The 14,183-nt window shown below is 56.4% G+C and carries 16 protein-coding genes; 11 read left to right on the forward strand and 5 right to left on the reverse strand.

The window, feature by feature from the left end; all coding sequences use genetic code 11:
- Positions 1 to 10: 10 nt before the first annotated feature.
- Both mrkB and mrkA read right to left on the reverse strand, forming a co-directional pair.
- A complete protein-coding gene (gene mrkB, locus A1WC_RS04815) occupies positions 11 to 712 on the reverse strand; it encodes a type 3 fimbria chaperone MrkB (protein WP_012967265.1) in 702 nt (233 codons plus the stop codon).
- Between the two features lie 95 nt (positions 713 to 807).
- Positions 808 to 1,416, reverse strand: a complete 609-nt coding sequence (mrkA, locus tag A1WC_RS04810) for a type 3 fimbria major subunit MrkA (RefSeq protein ID WP_008806369.1) — start codon at positions 1,414 to 1,416, stop codon at positions 808 to 810.
- A 705-nt stretch (positions 1,417 to 2,121) separates the two neighbouring features.
- Here mrkA and A1WC_RS04805 point away from each other — a divergent pair.
- Positions 2,122 to 2,331 (forward strand): DUF1471 domain-containing protein, encoded by a 210-nt coding sequence (locus tag A1WC_RS04805; protein ID WP_002916131.1) that lies wholly within the window; start codon positions 2,122 to 2,124, stop codon positions 2,329 to 2,331.
- A gap of 95 nt (positions 2,332 to 2,426) precedes the next feature.
- Here A1WC_RS04805 and A1WC_RS04800 read toward each other — a convergent pair whose 3' ends face one another.
- On the reverse strand, positions 2,427 to 3,323 hold the full coding sequence (locus tag A1WC_RS04800; RefSeq protein ID WP_012540631.1) for an EamA family transporter: 897 nt from the start codon (positions 3,321 to 3,323) through the stop codon (positions 2,427 to 2,429).
- An 81-nt stretch (positions 3,324 to 3,404) separates the two neighbouring features.
- Here A1WC_RS04800 and A1WC_RS04795 point away from each other — a divergent pair, with 81 nt between their 5' ends.
- Positions 3,405 to 3,911, forward strand: a complete 507-nt coding sequence (locus A1WC_RS04795; protein WP_012540630.1) for a MarR family winged helix-turn-helix transcriptional regulator — start codon at positions 3,405 to 3,407, stop codon at positions 3,909 to 3,911.
- Here the strand turns inward: A1WC_RS04795 and A1WC_RS04790 are convergent.
- Positions 3,908 to 4,864: a nickel/cobalt transporter gene (locus A1WC_RS04790; RefSeq protein WP_032691458.1), complete on the reverse strand. Its 957-nt coding sequence runs from the start codon at positions 4,862 to 4,864 to the stop codon at positions 3,908 to 3,910. The genes A1WC_RS04795 and A1WC_RS04790 overlap by 4 nt on opposite strands.
- A gap of 399 nt (positions 4,865 to 5,263) precedes the next feature.
- Here A1WC_RS04790 and A1WC_RS04785 point away from each other — a divergent pair, with 399 nt between their 5' ends.
- On the forward strand, positions 5,264 to 5,509 hold the full coding sequence (locus A1WC_RS04785) for a hypothetical protein (protein WP_008806377.1): 246 nt from the start codon (positions 5,264 to 5,266) through the stop codon (positions 5,507 to 5,509).
- Positions 5,510 to 5,919: 410 nt separating this feature from the next.
- On the opposite strand, the gene A1WC_RS28065 is transcribed toward A1WC_RS04785, so the two are convergent.
- Positions 5,920 to 6,117: a hypothetical protein gene (locus A1WC_RS28065; RefSeq protein WP_153242724.1), complete on the reverse strand. Its 198-nt coding sequence runs from the start codon at positions 6,115 to 6,117 to the stop codon at positions 5,920 to 5,922.
- Positions 6,118 to 6,361: 244 nt separating this feature from the next.
- On the opposite strand from A1WC_RS28065, the gene fimB reads away from it, so the two are divergent.
- The 8 genes from fimB to A1WC_RS04745 all read left to right on the forward strand — a co-directional run bounded on the left by fimB (position 6,362) and on the right by A1WC_RS04745 (position 14,176).
- Positions 6,362 to 6,967, forward strand: a complete 606-nt coding sequence (gene fimB, locus A1WC_RS04780; RefSeq protein ID WP_012967261.1) for a type 1 fimbria switch DNA invertase FimB — start codon at positions 6,362 to 6,364, stop codon at positions 6,965 to 6,967.
- 463 nt (positions 6,968 to 7,430) lie between these two features.
- Positions 7,431 to 8,039 carry a type 1 fimbria switch DNA invertase FimE gene (gene fimE, locus A1WC_RS04775; protein WP_012540621.1) on the forward strand — a complete coding sequence of 203 codons (609 nt, stop codon included), beginning with the start codon at positions 7,431 to 7,433 and terminating at the stop codon, positions 8,037 to 8,039.
- Positions 8,040 to 8,519: 480 nt separating this feature from the next.
- On the forward strand, positions 8,520 to 9,068 hold the full coding sequence (gene fimA, locus A1WC_RS04770; RefSeq protein ID WP_008806380.1) for a type 1 fimbrial major subunit FimA: 549 nt from the start codon (positions 8,520 to 8,522) through the stop codon (positions 9,066 to 9,068).
- A 70-nt stretch (positions 9,069 to 9,138) separates the two neighbouring features.
- Complete coding sequence (locus tag A1WC_RS04765; protein WP_016161784.1) at positions 9,139 to 9,675, forward strand: fimbrial protein; 537 nt, start codon at positions 9,139 to 9,141, stop codon at positions 9,673 to 9,675.
- A 49-nt stretch (positions 9,676 to 9,724) separates the two neighbouring features.
- Complete coding sequence (locus tag A1WC_RS04760) at positions 9,725 to 10,429, forward strand: fimbria/pilus periplasmic chaperone (RefSeq protein WP_187079214.1); 705 nt, start codon at positions 9,725 to 9,727, stop codon at positions 10,427 to 10,429.
- Between the two features lie 80 nt (positions 10,430 to 10,509).
- Positions 10,510 to 13,125 carry a fimbrial biogenesis usher protein gene (locus tag A1WC_RS04755; protein WP_008806383.1) on the forward strand — a complete coding sequence of 872 codons (2,616 nt, stop codon included), beginning with the start codon at positions 10,510 to 10,512 and terminating at the stop codon, positions 13,123 to 13,125.
- A gap of 10 nt (positions 13,126 to 13,135) precedes the next feature.
- Positions 13,136 to 13,663 (forward strand): fimbrial protein, encoded by a 528-nt coding sequence (locus tag A1WC_RS04750; RefSeq protein ID WP_012540617.1) that lies wholly within the window; start codon positions 13,136 to 13,138, stop codon positions 13,661 to 13,663.
- A 27-nt stretch (positions 13,664 to 13,690) separates the two neighbouring features.
- Positions 13,691 to 14,176, forward strand: coding sequence for a fimbrial protein (locus A1WC_RS04745; protein WP_162550390.1), 486 nt, complete (start codon positions 13,691 to 13,693; stop codon positions 14,174 to 14,176).
- The last annotated feature ends 7 nt before the right edge of the window (positions 14,177 to 14,183 follow it).

The following is a 14,183-nucleotide window of genomic DNA, read 5'->3' on the forward strand; positions in this document are numbered from 1 at the left end:
AGCTTTTCCCTTATTTAACGGCCACTTTCACTGCGACATCGGCGCCATAGTCATTAATGTTGTTAACGGTCAGGGTTTCGCCGCGGTTGACGGCGGAGGAGAGTGCTACCGTCTGGCTGGACTGCGGCGCCAGCATCACGGTTTTGCTGTTCAGGGCTTTACCGCCGTCGCGGGAAATACGGCTGACGGTAATGTAGAACGGCGTCGGGTTATTGATGGCGAGACTGCTGCCGTTGGCAGTCAGCGTCAGCTTCTCGGCCGCCGCATCGCGGTTGCCCAGTCCGGCAGGGCGGTAAATAAATTTAAAGCGGGAACGGATCGCCAGCTGCAGCACGTTCTGGCCTTCATTTTTCTGATTGGCCACTACCGGTGGAATTTCCAGCAGATTCAGCCACCACAGTGTCTCTTTATCTTTCGCCAGACCGGCGCTGCTGCCGAGCTTAATACGCAGCGTCTGGCCACTTTTGGCGTCAACGCGCGAGATCGGCGGGGTGATAATAAACGGGGTGGTAATGGTATCCGGTGTGGCATCGGCATCGCCATTATCCAGCCAGGCCTGCGCCAGTGCCGGACGGTCGGCGTTATTTGAAAGCTGTACCGTTATTTCTTTTTCATTTCCTGGATAAATAAAGCGGGTACCGTTAACAATAATGTTGTTGGCATGGGCCGCAAAACTAAAAATGAAACAGAAAAAAAGGGCAATACGCTTCATGCTGACCTCAGAATAAAAATACAAGCGGCGGACATCGCCGCTTTATTATTGTTATTAACTGCCCCGGAGCGGGGCAGTTTTATTTTCTGGCGGAATTACTGATAGGTAATTTCGTAAGTCGCGTAGCTGTTGACCACACCGGTAGTTACTGTGGTCGGTGCGCTGGTCGCATAACCAACGTAGTAGGTGAAGCGCGCGCCATCGGCTACAGCAGCAGCATCGCCTTTTGCTTTCGGCTGAGTGCTGTCACCCGGGATGATTTTGTTGGTCAGCGCGGTGGCGTTGTCAGTAGACAGCACCAGCTGGATGTTCTGGGCACCGGAAGCTTCGGTGTTCGCCAGGTAACCCTGCTGTTTGCTGGTTGCGCCAGCCAGCAGGTTACCGCCGGTCCAGTTCACGCCCAGTTTGGTTACGTCATCCTGTTTGGTGCCGTCAGCAGCCTGGCAGTTAGAGACGTCAATGGTGAAAGATTTCGGTTTCAGATAAGTATCCGCTGCTGCCGCTTTAACTTCAGTCAGGGTTACCGGAGACAGGTAAACGTTCGCATCGCTGCCCTGGCCGTTAACAGAAACAGTACAGGATACATCGGTAACTTTACCGAAGAAATTAACCTGGCCGCCGCCAACATTGGTATCAGCTGCATGGGCAGCAGTCATGCCAAAAAACGCGGTTGCCATTGCTGCAGAGAGAAGAACCTTTTTCATTGCCATTTCCTTGTCAGAGTGAATTACGAATCAATGAGCACACTGTGAATTCGCATAGAACCAGAAACATCAGGCGATGCTGATTTATGCCACTGCTAATAGAATCTTCGACTGACCGGGAGCCGCAATATTTAAGGCGTCAGGTAACGAACTTAAAAATATCAGTTCGCTGGTGCTATCGGCGTCAAAGAATGCTATTTATTCGCCGACAAATATACATTTGTTCACGTTTCATTAAGTTATATAACAGATAACCATCAACTATTAATAAACAGTCATTGATAGATGAAAACGAGAGGGTGGTTGTTTACAGCGCAGCAAGCCTAACGCCAGTGCGAGAGAAAGTGACCGCAACAGCATGCAGAAAAAGCCCTCGGAAGGCCATCGCGATAAGTCTGAATCTGCCTTTGCGGTGGTGAAAACAGCACCAAACCATTCATACAACGAATGATGAAAGCATGAATGAGGCGCATTCCTCTCCCTGAACAAGGGCAGCCCATGTGATATCCCCTTCCAGAAACAAATCATTAATCCATTGTTTTTAAATTAAAAAATAGATAAACGATCATATTTCCGCCATCAAACCGCCATAAAAATGTGATCTAAATCGCACTTTTTGCAACGCGCGTTATAGTTAGCAGGCTTATTATAAGTCCATCGAAAGCAAACACGCTTTCCACCATAAAAGTTAAAAGGACAAACACCATGAAAAACGTAAAATTACTCGCCGCTGCCGGTATGCTCTCCCTGGTTTCTTTTGCTAGCTTCGCGCATCCGGTGAGCGTGACCGCCGACACCCTGGACAGCGCAGAAGCGAAAATCGCGACCATTGCGAAAGAACAAGGCGCTTCCTACCACATCACCGAAGCGTACACCGGCAACCAGGTCCATATGACCGCCGAGCTGTCTAAATAAGCGAATGGTTGCAGAGGGAGCTGCCGGACAGGCCGCCTGCGGGTGGCTGGTCTGGCTCCCGCCGCCCCCCCCGCACGCAGCAATGTCGAGCCCCGTTATGGGGCTTTTTTCGTTTTTGCTCCCGCCGCCTGGCGCGCCAGCGCGCGCTGGATAGACAGCACGCTCGCCAGCACCACGATCAACCCCACCAGCGCCATCCCCTGGATCTTTTGTCCAAGGAAAATCCATCCCAGCACCACGGCGGTCACCGGGCTCAGCAGACTCATCGCCGACACCGCCACCGGCGAGAGGCGACCAATCCCCCGGAACCACAGGCCATAGGCCAGCATGGCGCCCGCGACGCACAGCCACAGATAGCCTGCGACCTGCAGCGCTGTCACCTGATGCAGAGGGGGGTCAACGATCAGCGCCACCGGGGCCAGCACCACTCCCCCAATCGCCAGCTGCCAGCCGGTCAACGCGACAATCGGCAAGGAGAGCGCCCAGCGGCGGGAGAGCCAGGTGCCCAGCGCCATACTGATCGCGCCGAGAAACGCCGCGCCGATCCCCAGCGGGTCGAGGACGGTGTGCGGCGACAGCAGCAGCATGGCCATACCGAGTATACCGGCGATGGCGGAGAACACCGCCAGCCAGGGCGAGCGCTGCCGATCAACGCACCAGGCGAGGAGCATCACCAGCAGCGGCTGGATCGCGCCAATCACCGCCGCCAGTCCACCGGGTAAGCGATAGGCAGCGATAAACAGCAGCGCCTGGAAAGCGCCGATATTTAAAATGCCGGTAACGATAAGCTTTGCCCACTCGCCGCGCTGCGGGAAACGACGGCTCCAGATCAGCAGGGCGATGCCTGCCGGCAACACCCTCAGCAGCGCAGCGATAAATGGCCGATCGGGAGGAAGGAACTGGGAGGTGACGATATAGGTCGTCCCCCAGATAGCGGGTGCCAGCGCGGTGAGCAGTAAGTCGATCATCAGACTACGTGAGAGAAAAGCCATGATTTTATCTTCACTTCAAGCTAAATTGGTGACTGAAGTATGTACCGACAAGTATCTTGATATCAAGACAAGTGAGCACTGATGGACAAATCACCCGCGATCGACGCCGTGGATCGCATTCTCGCCCAGTGGCAGCGGGAGCGACCGGATCTGGACTGCAGCCCAATGGGACCGATAGGCCGCCTGAAACGATGCGCCATGCTGCTGGAGCCGCAGGTGGAAGTGGCCTTTACGCGCCACGATCTGGTGCGCTGGGAGTTTGATATGCTGGCGACGCTGCGCCGCGCCGGCCCCCCTTTCACTCTTTCGCCGACCCAGCTCTTCTCCACGCTGATGATCACCTCCGGCACCATGACTCATCGCCTGAAGGCGCTGGAGAAACGCGGATTTATTACCCGCCTGCCGAACCCGGAGGATGCCCGCAGTATGCTGGTCGCCCTGACTCCTGTCGGGCGTGAGCGGATCGATGAGGCGGTGGAAACGCATGTCGATAATGAACGGCAGCTGCTGGCAGGACTCAGTGACAGCGAACGCCTGCAACTGGATCAGGCGCTGCGGGTATTGATGCACCTGCTGGAAAGTCGTTAACAGCCGGCGGCGATAAAGTCGCCGTTGGCGCTGATCGGCACCACGGTGAAAAACAACCCGGCGGCAAAGAGGATCAGCGCCAGCCCGCCGAGGATCTTCACCAGCGGCACCAGCCAGGGCCGCGGACGACTCCCCACCGTCAGCCTGTTGGCCATACGGTGACGGGCATAGTGCACCGTCAGTGACAGACCGAGGATCGAAAGTCCGGTGCCCAGCGCCATGGTCATCACCGCGGCGATGCCCCAGCTGACAATCCCCAGCGCGTTGGCGAACAGCAAGATCATGATTGCCCCGCTGCAGGGGCGGGCGCCGATGGCCAGCACCACGCCAAGGCGTGTTTTCCAGTCGGCGCCGTGCAGGTTGTGCCCCACGCCGTGGTGCCCGCAGCCGCACGAGGCATCATGCTGATGCACCGGCGTCATGGCGCGAATCACTCTCTTGCCCGGCCCCAGGTTCTGCAGCGCGCGAAAGATAATGTAAATTCCAAAGGCGCCGATGGTCAGGGCGCTGATCTTCTCAACGTACCAGCGGCTGGCGCTGAGATCGCCGGCGGCCAGATTCAGTCCTACCGCGAGAATAAAGACAAAGAGGATGGCGCTGACGCCCTGCAACAGGCTGCCGAGAAAGGGCACCACCCGCGCCGCCATCAGGCTCTCCGGGTTGGTGCTCAGGTAAGTCGTGACGATAAACTTGCCGTGACCCGGCCCGATGGCGTGCAGCACGCCGTAGAGAAAGGCGCCCACTAACAGCCAGACGCCGCCGCTGTACTGGTGATTATTCAGCAGTAAAAGATACATCACCAGATAGCGATGTAAGGTTATTTGGGTGGCGAGGCACCACTGGAGAAAATCGCCCCAGTGGCTGTGCAACATGATGCCGGCCACCAGCAGAAGGAGCCCGCCGCTCCCGGCCGCCAGCAGGCGCCAGTCGCGCTGCGCAATCGGAGTATTCATCATTATGCCATTGTAGTAAACGTAAACCGCCTGACAGCAACTTCACGACAGACGAGCGAGAGTGTCAGCCCTGAAGGGCGAGGAATTTGTCGTCGCTGTTCACGTGAATGTTCGTAGTCACAGAGCTCAGCATTATCTACCGATCGCTGCCTTCTCTACACCATATTAGCGCAAAATGCCTCAATATCTTCAGCATACCATAGACATATCTTTTTATGAGTTATTGCTTATCGTTTACGAATACCCTTTAAAAGGAATAGTGACTCGAAAAATTACAGACAAAAATAAATAACTTATTTCTGTTCGGGCATTTTTTTGTCATTTATTATGCTGCGCTTCCGGCAAGAATATTCTTTAACTGCTATTTTTTTATTGTACTCTACGACAGGATCAATCCTAATGAAAAGAGGCTTACTTGCCCTGGTCTGCGTCGCGCTGCTGGCGCCATCGTTTTCGGCGCAGGCGACCTGGCGTGGCGACAAACGCCAGGACGCCCGCGATATCCGACAGGATAGCCGCGAGCAAGGTCGTGATACCAAGCAGGAATGCGTCCGCAATAACAATCAAAGCAACGCCAGCTGCCGTCACGATAAACGGGAAAACCGCCGCGAAGGTCGCCAGGAAGCACGTGACGAAAAATGGTGAAACTGAGGCTTCGGCGTCTTCAGGACGTAAGTCCTCCCGCCGCCGGAGCCTTTAACGTCCCCTCATACTTCAGTTGTCTGGCTGACATTTGTGGCATGCGCCTTATTCTTAGCATAGAGCAGAATATTCCCGCGCCCCCCTCAGACCGTATCCCGGTCCTCATCATATCCCCCTTTTTTCCAGCCCACTAATATCGCCGCCACTGGCGCTTACCGTGCCTGATACCACTCCACTTCGACCACATGCTTTAGATTAAACTGAATTACTGAAATACAGCGTAAAGTGCCCTCATACAGACAATGGCTATTATCCCCAGGCTTTTTGCAGTATGGTTTAATCACTGTTGTAGTTTTGCAGTGAATGCTATCCAGACGATGCAGAGTTGTATTCTGTCTGAGAAATTTCTCATGCTATTCCCGAAGGTTGTTGGCGCGGGAGGTTGGTTTGCTGGCGCAATGATGTCCAGCAGGCAGGCAATAAATCATGACGGCATTGATGGCCGCCTTGCCGCGGCCGGAAGCCCGCGCCTTCATCATCATGCGGGCATCATCAAGAGGATCAGGGATGTACAGGACGTGGAAACCACCAGGAAAGCGACGCCACTTCAACCCGCTAACCCTTTCTTTACCCTTCAGCTTGCGGCGCCTTATCGGTGGCGATGGAGATAGCCTATGATACCGCACGCTCACTCAGCGATAGCATTCAGATTTTGCCTTCACCAGGTGAAACGCTTTCGTATGAGATTAAAACGTTATCAGCACGCCGTTTCAAAATAAAAAGGCAGTCGAATTTAACAATGACCTGACGCAGGCCTGGAAAGAGAAAAATATGCCTGCAATAAAAGGGAAAACCATGACGAATAACGCCGATATAAAAAAAAGGAACTTCCTGACTCAGAATGAGATCGAGTCTTTACTTAAAGCCGCCGATACCGGTCTCTATGCCGCACGGAATTATTGCCTGACATTACTGTGCTTCATTCACGGTCTGCGAGCCAGCGAGATCTGCCGTCTACGAATATCGGATATCGACCTTGCTGCCCGCTGCGTTTACATCCATCGACTCAAAAAGGGATTTTCGACTACCCACCCGTTGCTGGAGAAAGAGATCCACGCCCTAAAGCGATGGCTGGCCATTCGCAGCAGCTGGCCGCAGGCAGCCAGCGAATGGCTGTTTCTCTCCCGCAAAGGTAATCCCCTTTCTCGCCAGCAGTTTTATCAGATTATCGCCTCATCAGGGGATCTGGCGGGATTACCGCTGGAGATCCACCCACACATGCTGCGTCACTCCTGTGGCTTTGCGCTGGCCAATATGGGGATCGATACCCGTTTGATCCAGGATTACCTTGGGCATCGCAATATCCGCCATACCGTCTGGTATACCGCCAGCAACGCGGGACGTTTCTATGGCATCTGGGACAATACTCGCGACAAACAGCGATCGTCTTTGATCCAATAACCTTGACGCCAAGGATGGCGTTGTCTCGCAACCTGCTCGCAAATTATAACATTTATTATCATTAACCCTGCGTTAATTATGATTACTGTTCCCGCAAGTTCTTATTTATTCCTGCCAGCTCCGCGTCAATTTAACCCTGCGTTCATTCTGGATTTGACCGAATTATTTATTGCTCGAGCAAAATTTCCGCACCGTTTTTTTAATGACAACGTGCGCCAGAAAAAAATCCTTTTATTTTATGCACCTGGCGATAACATCTGGAGAGGCTATTGAGACAACGATTAAAATCTTTAAAATTAAGAATTATCGCCCGGCGATATTTTTAGTATCAGTCAATGTAATGTGCTATCTATTCGTGGTTAATCAACTTCACCCTACAACGTTTTAGCATTACGCATTCTTTTCGTCATGGCGTAAGGTTTCGCCGTGACGGTCATTCATCCTTTTTTCAGGAGCTAATATTGTGAACCGACGTCGTTTTCTTACCGCCAAAGAAGTTCAGGCAATGATGCAGGCCGCTCGCCAGGGCCCAACCGGTGAACGGGATTACTGCCTCATCCTGCTTGCCTTTCGCCACGGCATGCGCATCAGCGAACTGCTGGATCTGCACTATCACGATCTGGATCTGCATGAAGGACGGGTCAATGTGCGGCGGCTTAAGAACGGTTTTTCGACTATTCATCCGCTGCGCTTTGATGAGCGCGAGGCAATCGAACGCTGGAGTCAGGTCCGCGCCGGCTGGAAAGCGGCGGCAAAAACCGACGCGCTGTTTATCTCTCGTCGCGGTACGCCGCTCTCACGCCAGCAGGCATATCGTATTATTCGATCCGCCGGTGAAAATGCGGGCACCGTTACGCACACGCACCCTCATATGCTGCGTCACGCCTGCGGCTATGAACTGGCGGAAAGAGGTACAGATACCCGTTTGATACAGGATTATCTGGGACATCGTAATATTCGTCACACGGTACGCTATACTGCCAGCAATGCGGCGCGTTTTGCCGGGATTTGGGAAAGAAATAATCTTTTAGAGGAAAAAGGCCTGTCAAAGGAAAATGATTTAAGCGATTGATTTAATACAATAAAATCAATTGCTAACAGGTCAATTGGGGCCAAACTGTTTATATCATAAAAATGTTTTGTAATGTTTTGCAACTCACCGCGCTATATTTCTGCAGAAAAAATCATAGTTTATTGATTATTATATATTTTTAATCACGCAATCACTCACTTTTCTCCCACCATACTCCCGTTGCACCGGCGATCCTTCGCCAGCGCCATCGCTATTCCTTTTGCACTCCCGCCCACCACTCCAGATTATATACCCACAAAAAGCCAAATAAACAGAATTTAAAACCACAAATAAGCCAGTCAAAAACCAAAAACAGATCATTTACCCCGACGAGTCAAAATGGCCCCAATTGTCTCATCAGTTGGGTAAAAACTGTGCAGAGCCGGCAGCCTGACTACTCGGCTGAAATCTGACATGCCTGGAAGGCACATCGGCTGCCAATCCGGTTCGTTATTTCGACATCGTTCAAAGGAAAACAGTATGAAAATCAAAACACTGGCAATGGTTGTTGTGTCAGCCCTGTCTCTGAGCTCCGCGGCGGCGCTGGCCGATACCACCACGGTCAACGGCGGGACAGTGCATTTTAAAGGGGAAGTCGTCAATGCGGCCTGTGCGGTAGATGCCGGCTCTATCGATCAAACCGTCCAGTTAGGACAGGTGCGTTCCGCGAAACTTGCCACCGCAGGTAGCACCAGCTCCTCCGTCGGTTTCAACATTCAGCTGGATGACTGCGACACCACAGTGGCGACCAAAGCTTCTGTCGCTTTCTCCGGTACCGCTATCGACAGCAGCAACACCACCGTTCTGGCACTGCAAAACTCTGCCGCCGGCGGCGCAACCAACGTTGGCGTGCAGATCCTCGACAGCACCGGCACGCCGCTGGCGCTGGACGGGGCCACCTTCAGTGCCGCGACCACGCTGAATGACGGCACCAACATCATCCCGTTCCAGGCGCGTTACTACGCGACCGGCGCAGCGACCGCCGGTACGGCGAACGCGGATGCCACGTTCAAAGTGCAATACGAGTAAGGCCCGATCCACGCAGGGAGGCAATCAGGGCCAGGAGGGCCCGCTCTCTATTTCCAACTGGAGTGAAACGATGCAGGGAATGAAATCAGGTCTGCTGCTGCTACTACCCCCGCTGGCCCTGGCCGGTAATCAGTGGAACGTCACGCTGCCTGGGGGCAGCATGCGTTTTCAGGGCCTGATTATGGCGAGTTCCTGCCGCGTCGAAGCGGGCGATCGGCAGATGACGGTCAATCTGGGGCAGATCAGCAGTAACCGATTTCATGATGCCGGCGAAGACAGTAACCCGATCCCTTTCGCGATTCATTTACAGGATTGCAGTACCGCAGTCAGCCAGCATGTGGGGGTGGCATTTCACGGCGTGGCTGATGGTAAAAATCCCGATGTGCTCTCGGTGGGCGAAGGCCCGGGGATCGCCAGCGGGATTGGCATTGCGCTGTTCGACAGTCAGGGCCAGCAGCTGCCGCTCAATCGTCCGCCCGACCGCTGGGTGCCGCTCTACCGCGGACCGACGACGCTCAATTTTGTCGCCAAATATCGGGCGACCGGACGCCAGGTCACCGGCGGCGCGGCCAACGCCCAGGCCTGGTTCTCATTGACCTATCAGTAATTAATCCGCAGACAAACAGGACAACACGGTGAGCAGACAAGGAGATAACGTGAGAAAAATGGCAACGACGACACGCGGCATACTGGCGGGATGTTTACTTTTCGTCGCCGGTGCGTTGAGCGCCAGCGCGCAGGCGGGCGTCGCGCTGGGCGCGACCCGGGTTATCTACCCGGCGGGACAGAAGCAGGTCCAGCTCGCGGTGACCAATAATGACGACAACAGCACCTGGCTTATTCAGTCATGGGTGGAAAATGCCGATGGTCAGCGAGACGGTCGGTTTGTCATCACTCCCCCGCTGTTTGCCATGCAGGGCAAAAAAGAGAACACCCTGCGCATTATCGACGCCACCAATAACCAGCTGCCGCAGGATCGGGAAAGCCTGTTCTGGATGAACGTGAAGGCGATCCCCTCGATGGATAAATCCAAGCTCAGCGACAATACCCTGCAGCTGGCGATTATCAGCCGCATCAAGCTCTACTACCGTCCGGGAAAACTGGCCCTGCCCCCGGATCAGGCGGCGGAAAAGCTGACCTTTAGCCGCAGCGGATCGTCGCTGACGCTGACGAACCCCACCCCTTATTACCTGACGGTGACCGAACTGAACGCCGGGACGCGCATTCTGGAAAACACCCTCGTGCCGCCGATGGGCAAAACCAGCGTCAAGCTGCCCGCGGATGCCGGGAGCACCATCACCTATCGCACGATTAACGATTACGGCGCGCTGACGCCGAAAATGAATGGCGTACTGCGTTAACCCAGAGTACCCCGCCGCGCGGGCCACGCTGCGCATGACCAGAAGCACTGACAGCCGGGCAACGTCGGACCGGAGGGATTATGTCACATCGAAAATATGGACTGGACCATTGGGGTTGCCGAAGCGCACGGCGCCTGATTACGCCGGCGCTGACGCTGTGGCTCTGCTCACAGCCGTTTGCCGCGCGGGCGGACCTCTATTTTAACCCCCGCTTCTTAGCTGACGATCCGGCGGCGGTGGCTGACCTGTCGGGATTTGAAAAAGGCCAGGAGGTGCCTCCAGGCACCTATCGCGTCGATATTTATCTCAACAATGGTTTTATGACCACCCGGGACGTCACTTTCCAGGCCGACGCGCAGGGCCATGGCTTGTCGCCCTGTCTGACGCGCGGCCAGCTGGCGAGCATGGGCGTGGATACCGGTCGGGTGCCGGGCATGGCGACGCTGGACAGCGCAGCCTGCGTGCCGCTAACGACGCTTATCAGCGAAGCCACCACGCGCTTCGACGTCGGCCAACAGCGTCTGTATCTCACCGTGCCTCAGGCATTTATGGGCACCCGCGCGCGCGGCTATATTCCGCCGGAGCTGTGGGATAACGGTATCACCGCCGGGCTGATTAACTATAACTTCACGGGCAATAACGTCCATAACACCACGGGTGGCAGCAGCCGTTACGCCTATCTGAATCTGCAGAGCGGCCTGAACGTTGGCGCCTGGCGTCTGCGCGATAACAGCACGTGGAGCTACAGTAGCGGCAGCGGCAGCGCTTCCTCCAGTGAAAACCGCTGGCAGCACGTTAACAGCTGGCTTGAGCGGGACATCACGCCTCTGCGTTCGCGGCTGACCCTCGGGGACAGCTATACCAACGGCGATGTCTTCGACGGGATCAACTTCCGCGGCGCCCAGCTGGCCTCGGACGACAATATGCTACCGGACAGCCAGAAAGGCTTCGCGCCGGTGATCCACGGGATCGCCCGCGGCACGGCGCAGGTGTCAATCAAACAAAACGGCTATGAAATCTACCAGAGCACAGTGCCGCCGGGGCCGTTTACCATCGACGATCTCTACGCCGCGGGCAATGGCGGCGATCTGCAGGTCACGATTAAAGAAGCGGATGGCTCCCGCCAGGTCTTCAGCGTGCCCTGGTCAACGGTGCCGGTGCTGCAGCGTGAAGGCCATACCCGCTTCGCCCTCACCGCCGGGGAGTACCGCAGCGGCAACAGCCAACAGGAAACGCCCGATTTTTTCCAGAGCACGGCCATGCATGGCCTGCCGGCCGGCTGGACCCTGTACGGCGGCACTCAGCTGGCGGACCGCTATCGCGCCTTTAACCTTGGGGTGGGGAAAAACATGGGCTATTTCGGCGCCCTGTCGCTGGATATCACCCAGGCCAACGCCACGCTGGCGGACGACAGCGAGCATCAGGGACAGTCGGTGCGTTTCCTCTATAACAAATCCCTGGATGAGACCGGGACTAACCTGCAGCTGGTGGGCTACCGCTACTCCACCCGCGGCTACTATAACTTTGCCGATACCACCTACCGCCGGATGAGCGGCTACAGTGTGGAAACTCAGGACGGCGTTATCCAGGTGAAACCCAAATTTACCGACTACTACAATCTGGCTTACAGCAAGCGCGGCAAGGTGCAACTGAGCGTGACCCAGCAGCTGGGGCGCACCGCCACCCTCTATCTCAGCGGCAGCCACCAGACCTACTGGGGCACCGACGATGCCGATGAGCAGCTGCAGGCCGGCCTCAACGCCGCCGTAGACGATATCAACTGGTCGCTAAGTTACAGCCTGACCAAAAACGCCTGGCAGCAAGGGCGCGATCAGATGCTGGCGGTCAACGTCAATATCCCCTTCAGCCACTGGCTGCGTTCCGATAGCCGCTCAGTCTGGCGGCACGCCAGCGCCAGCTACAGCCTGTCGCACGATCTCAATGGCCGCATGACTAACCTGGCGGGCCTGTACGGCACCCTGCTGGAAGACAACAACCTCAGCTATAGCGTGCAGACCGGCTATGCCGGCGGCGGCAACGGCGACAGCGGGAGCACAGGCTATACGGCGCTCAACTACCGCGGCGGCTACGGCAACGCCAACGTCGGCTACAGCCGCAGCGACGGCTTTAAACAGCTCTACTACGGGGTCAGCGGCGGCGTGCTGGCGCACGCCAACGGCATCACCCTGAGCCAGCCGTTGAACGATACCGTGGTGCTGGTGAAAGCCCCCGGCGCCGGCGGCGTGAAGGTGGAAAACCAGACCGGGGTACGCACCGACTGGCGCGGGTATGCCGTCCTGCCCTATGCCACCGAGTATCGCGAAAACCGGATCGCGCTGGACACCAACACCCTGGCAGACAATGTCGACCTTGATGATGCAGTGGTCAGCGTGGTGCCGACCCATGGGGCGATCGTCCGCGCCAACTTTAACGCGCAGGTGGGAATGAAGATCCTGATGACGCTGACCCATCGCGGCAAACCGGTGCCGTTTGGCGCCCTCGCCACCGGCGACAGCAACCAGAGCGGCAGCATCGTCGCGGATAACGGCCAGGTCTACCTGAGCGGGATGCCGCTGGCGGGCAAGGTGCGAGTGAAATGGGGCGATGGCCCGGACGCTCAGTGCGTGGCCGATTATCGTCTGCCGCCGGAGAGTCAGCAGCAGGCGCTCAGCCAGCTGTCGGCCGCGTGCCGCTAAGGAGATCATGATGAAAACACTGCAGTATCTGCTGGGCGCCCTGCTCACCCTGGTGACGCCGTTTGCCTTCGCTGCCGATAGCACGATCACCATCAGCGGCTATGTGCGCGACAACGCCTGCGCAGTGGCCGGCGAGTCGAAGGATTTCACCGTCGATTTTCAGGACAACGCCGCGAAGCAGTTTTATGCCGTCGGGGCGACGACGCCGCCGGTGCCGTTCCGCATCGTGCTGTCGCCCTGTGGCACTTCCGTCACCGCGGTGAAGGTCGGTTTCACCGGCGTGGCGGACAGCGTCAACACCAGCCTGTTAAAACTCGATGCCGGCGCCTCGGCGGCGGCGGGAATGGGGGTGGAAATTCTCGATCAGCAGCAGTCCCGGCTGCCGGTCAATGCGCCGTCGTCAGCCATGTCCTGGACCACGCTGACGCCGGGCCAGACCAACATTCTCAACTTTTACGCCCGTCTGATGGCCACTCAGGTGCCCGTCACCGCCGGGCATGTCAATGCGACAGCGACATTCACGCTGGAATTTCAGTAAGCGGAGGCTGAAATGAAATGGACCCACGTGGGCTGGCTGCTGGCCGGCCTGTTAACCGCGAGCGCTTCCCTGCGGGCGGCCGACGTCACCCTCACCGTCAACGGGAAGGTGGTGGCCAGACCCTGCACGGTTTCCACCGTCAATGCCACCGTCGAGCTGGGCGATCTCTATACCTTTAGCCTGATCGGCGCGGGCTCGGCATCGGCCTGGCACAGCGTGGCGCTGGATCTCAGTAACTGCCCCGTGGGTACTTCACGGGTGAAGGCCACCTTCAGCGGGACGACGGACAGTACCGGCTATTACAAAAACCAGGGAACGGCAGGCAATATTCAGCTCGAACTGCAGAGCGAGGACGGCACCACGCTGAACAATGGCAGCAGCCAGTCGGTACAGGTGGATGAGGCCAGCCAGTCCGCTCGCTTCCCGCTGCAGGTCAGAGCCCTGTCCGTTAACGGCGGCGCCACGCAAGGCACCATTCAGGCGGTGATTAACGTCACCTATACCTACGCCTGAGCCAGGA

The sequence above is a fragment of the Klebsiella sp. KTE92 genome (genome assembly GCF_000398905.1).
Taxonomy (GTDB): Bacteria; Pseudomonadota; Gammaproteobacteria; order Enterobacterales; family Enterobacteriaceae; genus Klebsiella; species Klebsiella variicola.

Bases quoted from the DNA above. Each gene is read 5' to 3' on its own strand.
- A1WC_RS04750 (WP_012540617.1), top strand. From the start codon at position 13,136: ATGAAAACACTGCAGTATCTGCTGGGCGCCCTGCTCACCCTGGTGACG.
- A1WC_RS04805 (WP_002916131.1), top strand. From the start codon at position 2,122: ATGAAAAACGTAAAATTACTCGCCGCTGCCGGTATGCTCTCCCTGGTT.
- A1WC_RS04795 (WP_012540630.1), top strand. From the start codon at position 3,405: ATGGACAAATCACCCGCGATCGACGCCGTGGATCGCATTCTCGCCCAG.
- mrkA (WP_008806369.1), bottom strand. From the start codon at position 1,416: ATGAAAAAGGTTCTTCTCTCTGCAGCAATGGCAACCGCGTTTTTTGGC.
- mrkB (WP_012967265.1), bottom strand. From the start codon at position 712: ATGAAGCGTATTGCCCTTTTTTTCTGTTTCATTTTTAGTTTTGCGGCC.
- A1WC_RS04755 (WP_008806383.1), top strand. From the start codon at position 10,510: ATGTCACATCGAAAATATGGACTGGACCATTGGGGTTGCCGAAGCGCA.
- A1WC_RS04800 (WP_012540631.1), bottom strand. From the start codon at position 3,323: ATGGCTTTTCTCTCACGTAGTCTGATGATCGACTTACTGCTCACCGCG.
- A1WC_RS04785 (WP_008806377.1), top strand. From the start codon at position 5,264: ATGAAAAGAGGCTTACTTGCCCTGGTCTGCGTCGCGCTGCTGGCGCCA.
- fimB (WP_012967261.1), top strand. From the start codon at position 6,362: ATGACGAATAACGCCGATATAAAAAAAAGGAACTTCCTGACTCAGAAT.
- A1WC_RS04790 (WP_032691458.1), bottom strand. From the start codon at position 4,864: ATGAATACTCCGATTGCGCAGCGCGACTGGCGCCTGCTGGCGGCCGGG.
- fimA (WP_008806380.1), top strand. From the start codon at position 8,520: ATGAAAATCAAAACACTGGCAATGGTTGTTGTGTCAGCCCTGTCTCTG.
- A1WC_RS04765 (WP_016161784.1), top strand. From the start codon at position 9,139: ATGCAGGGAATGAAATCAGGTCTGCTGCTGCTACTACCCCCGCTGGCC.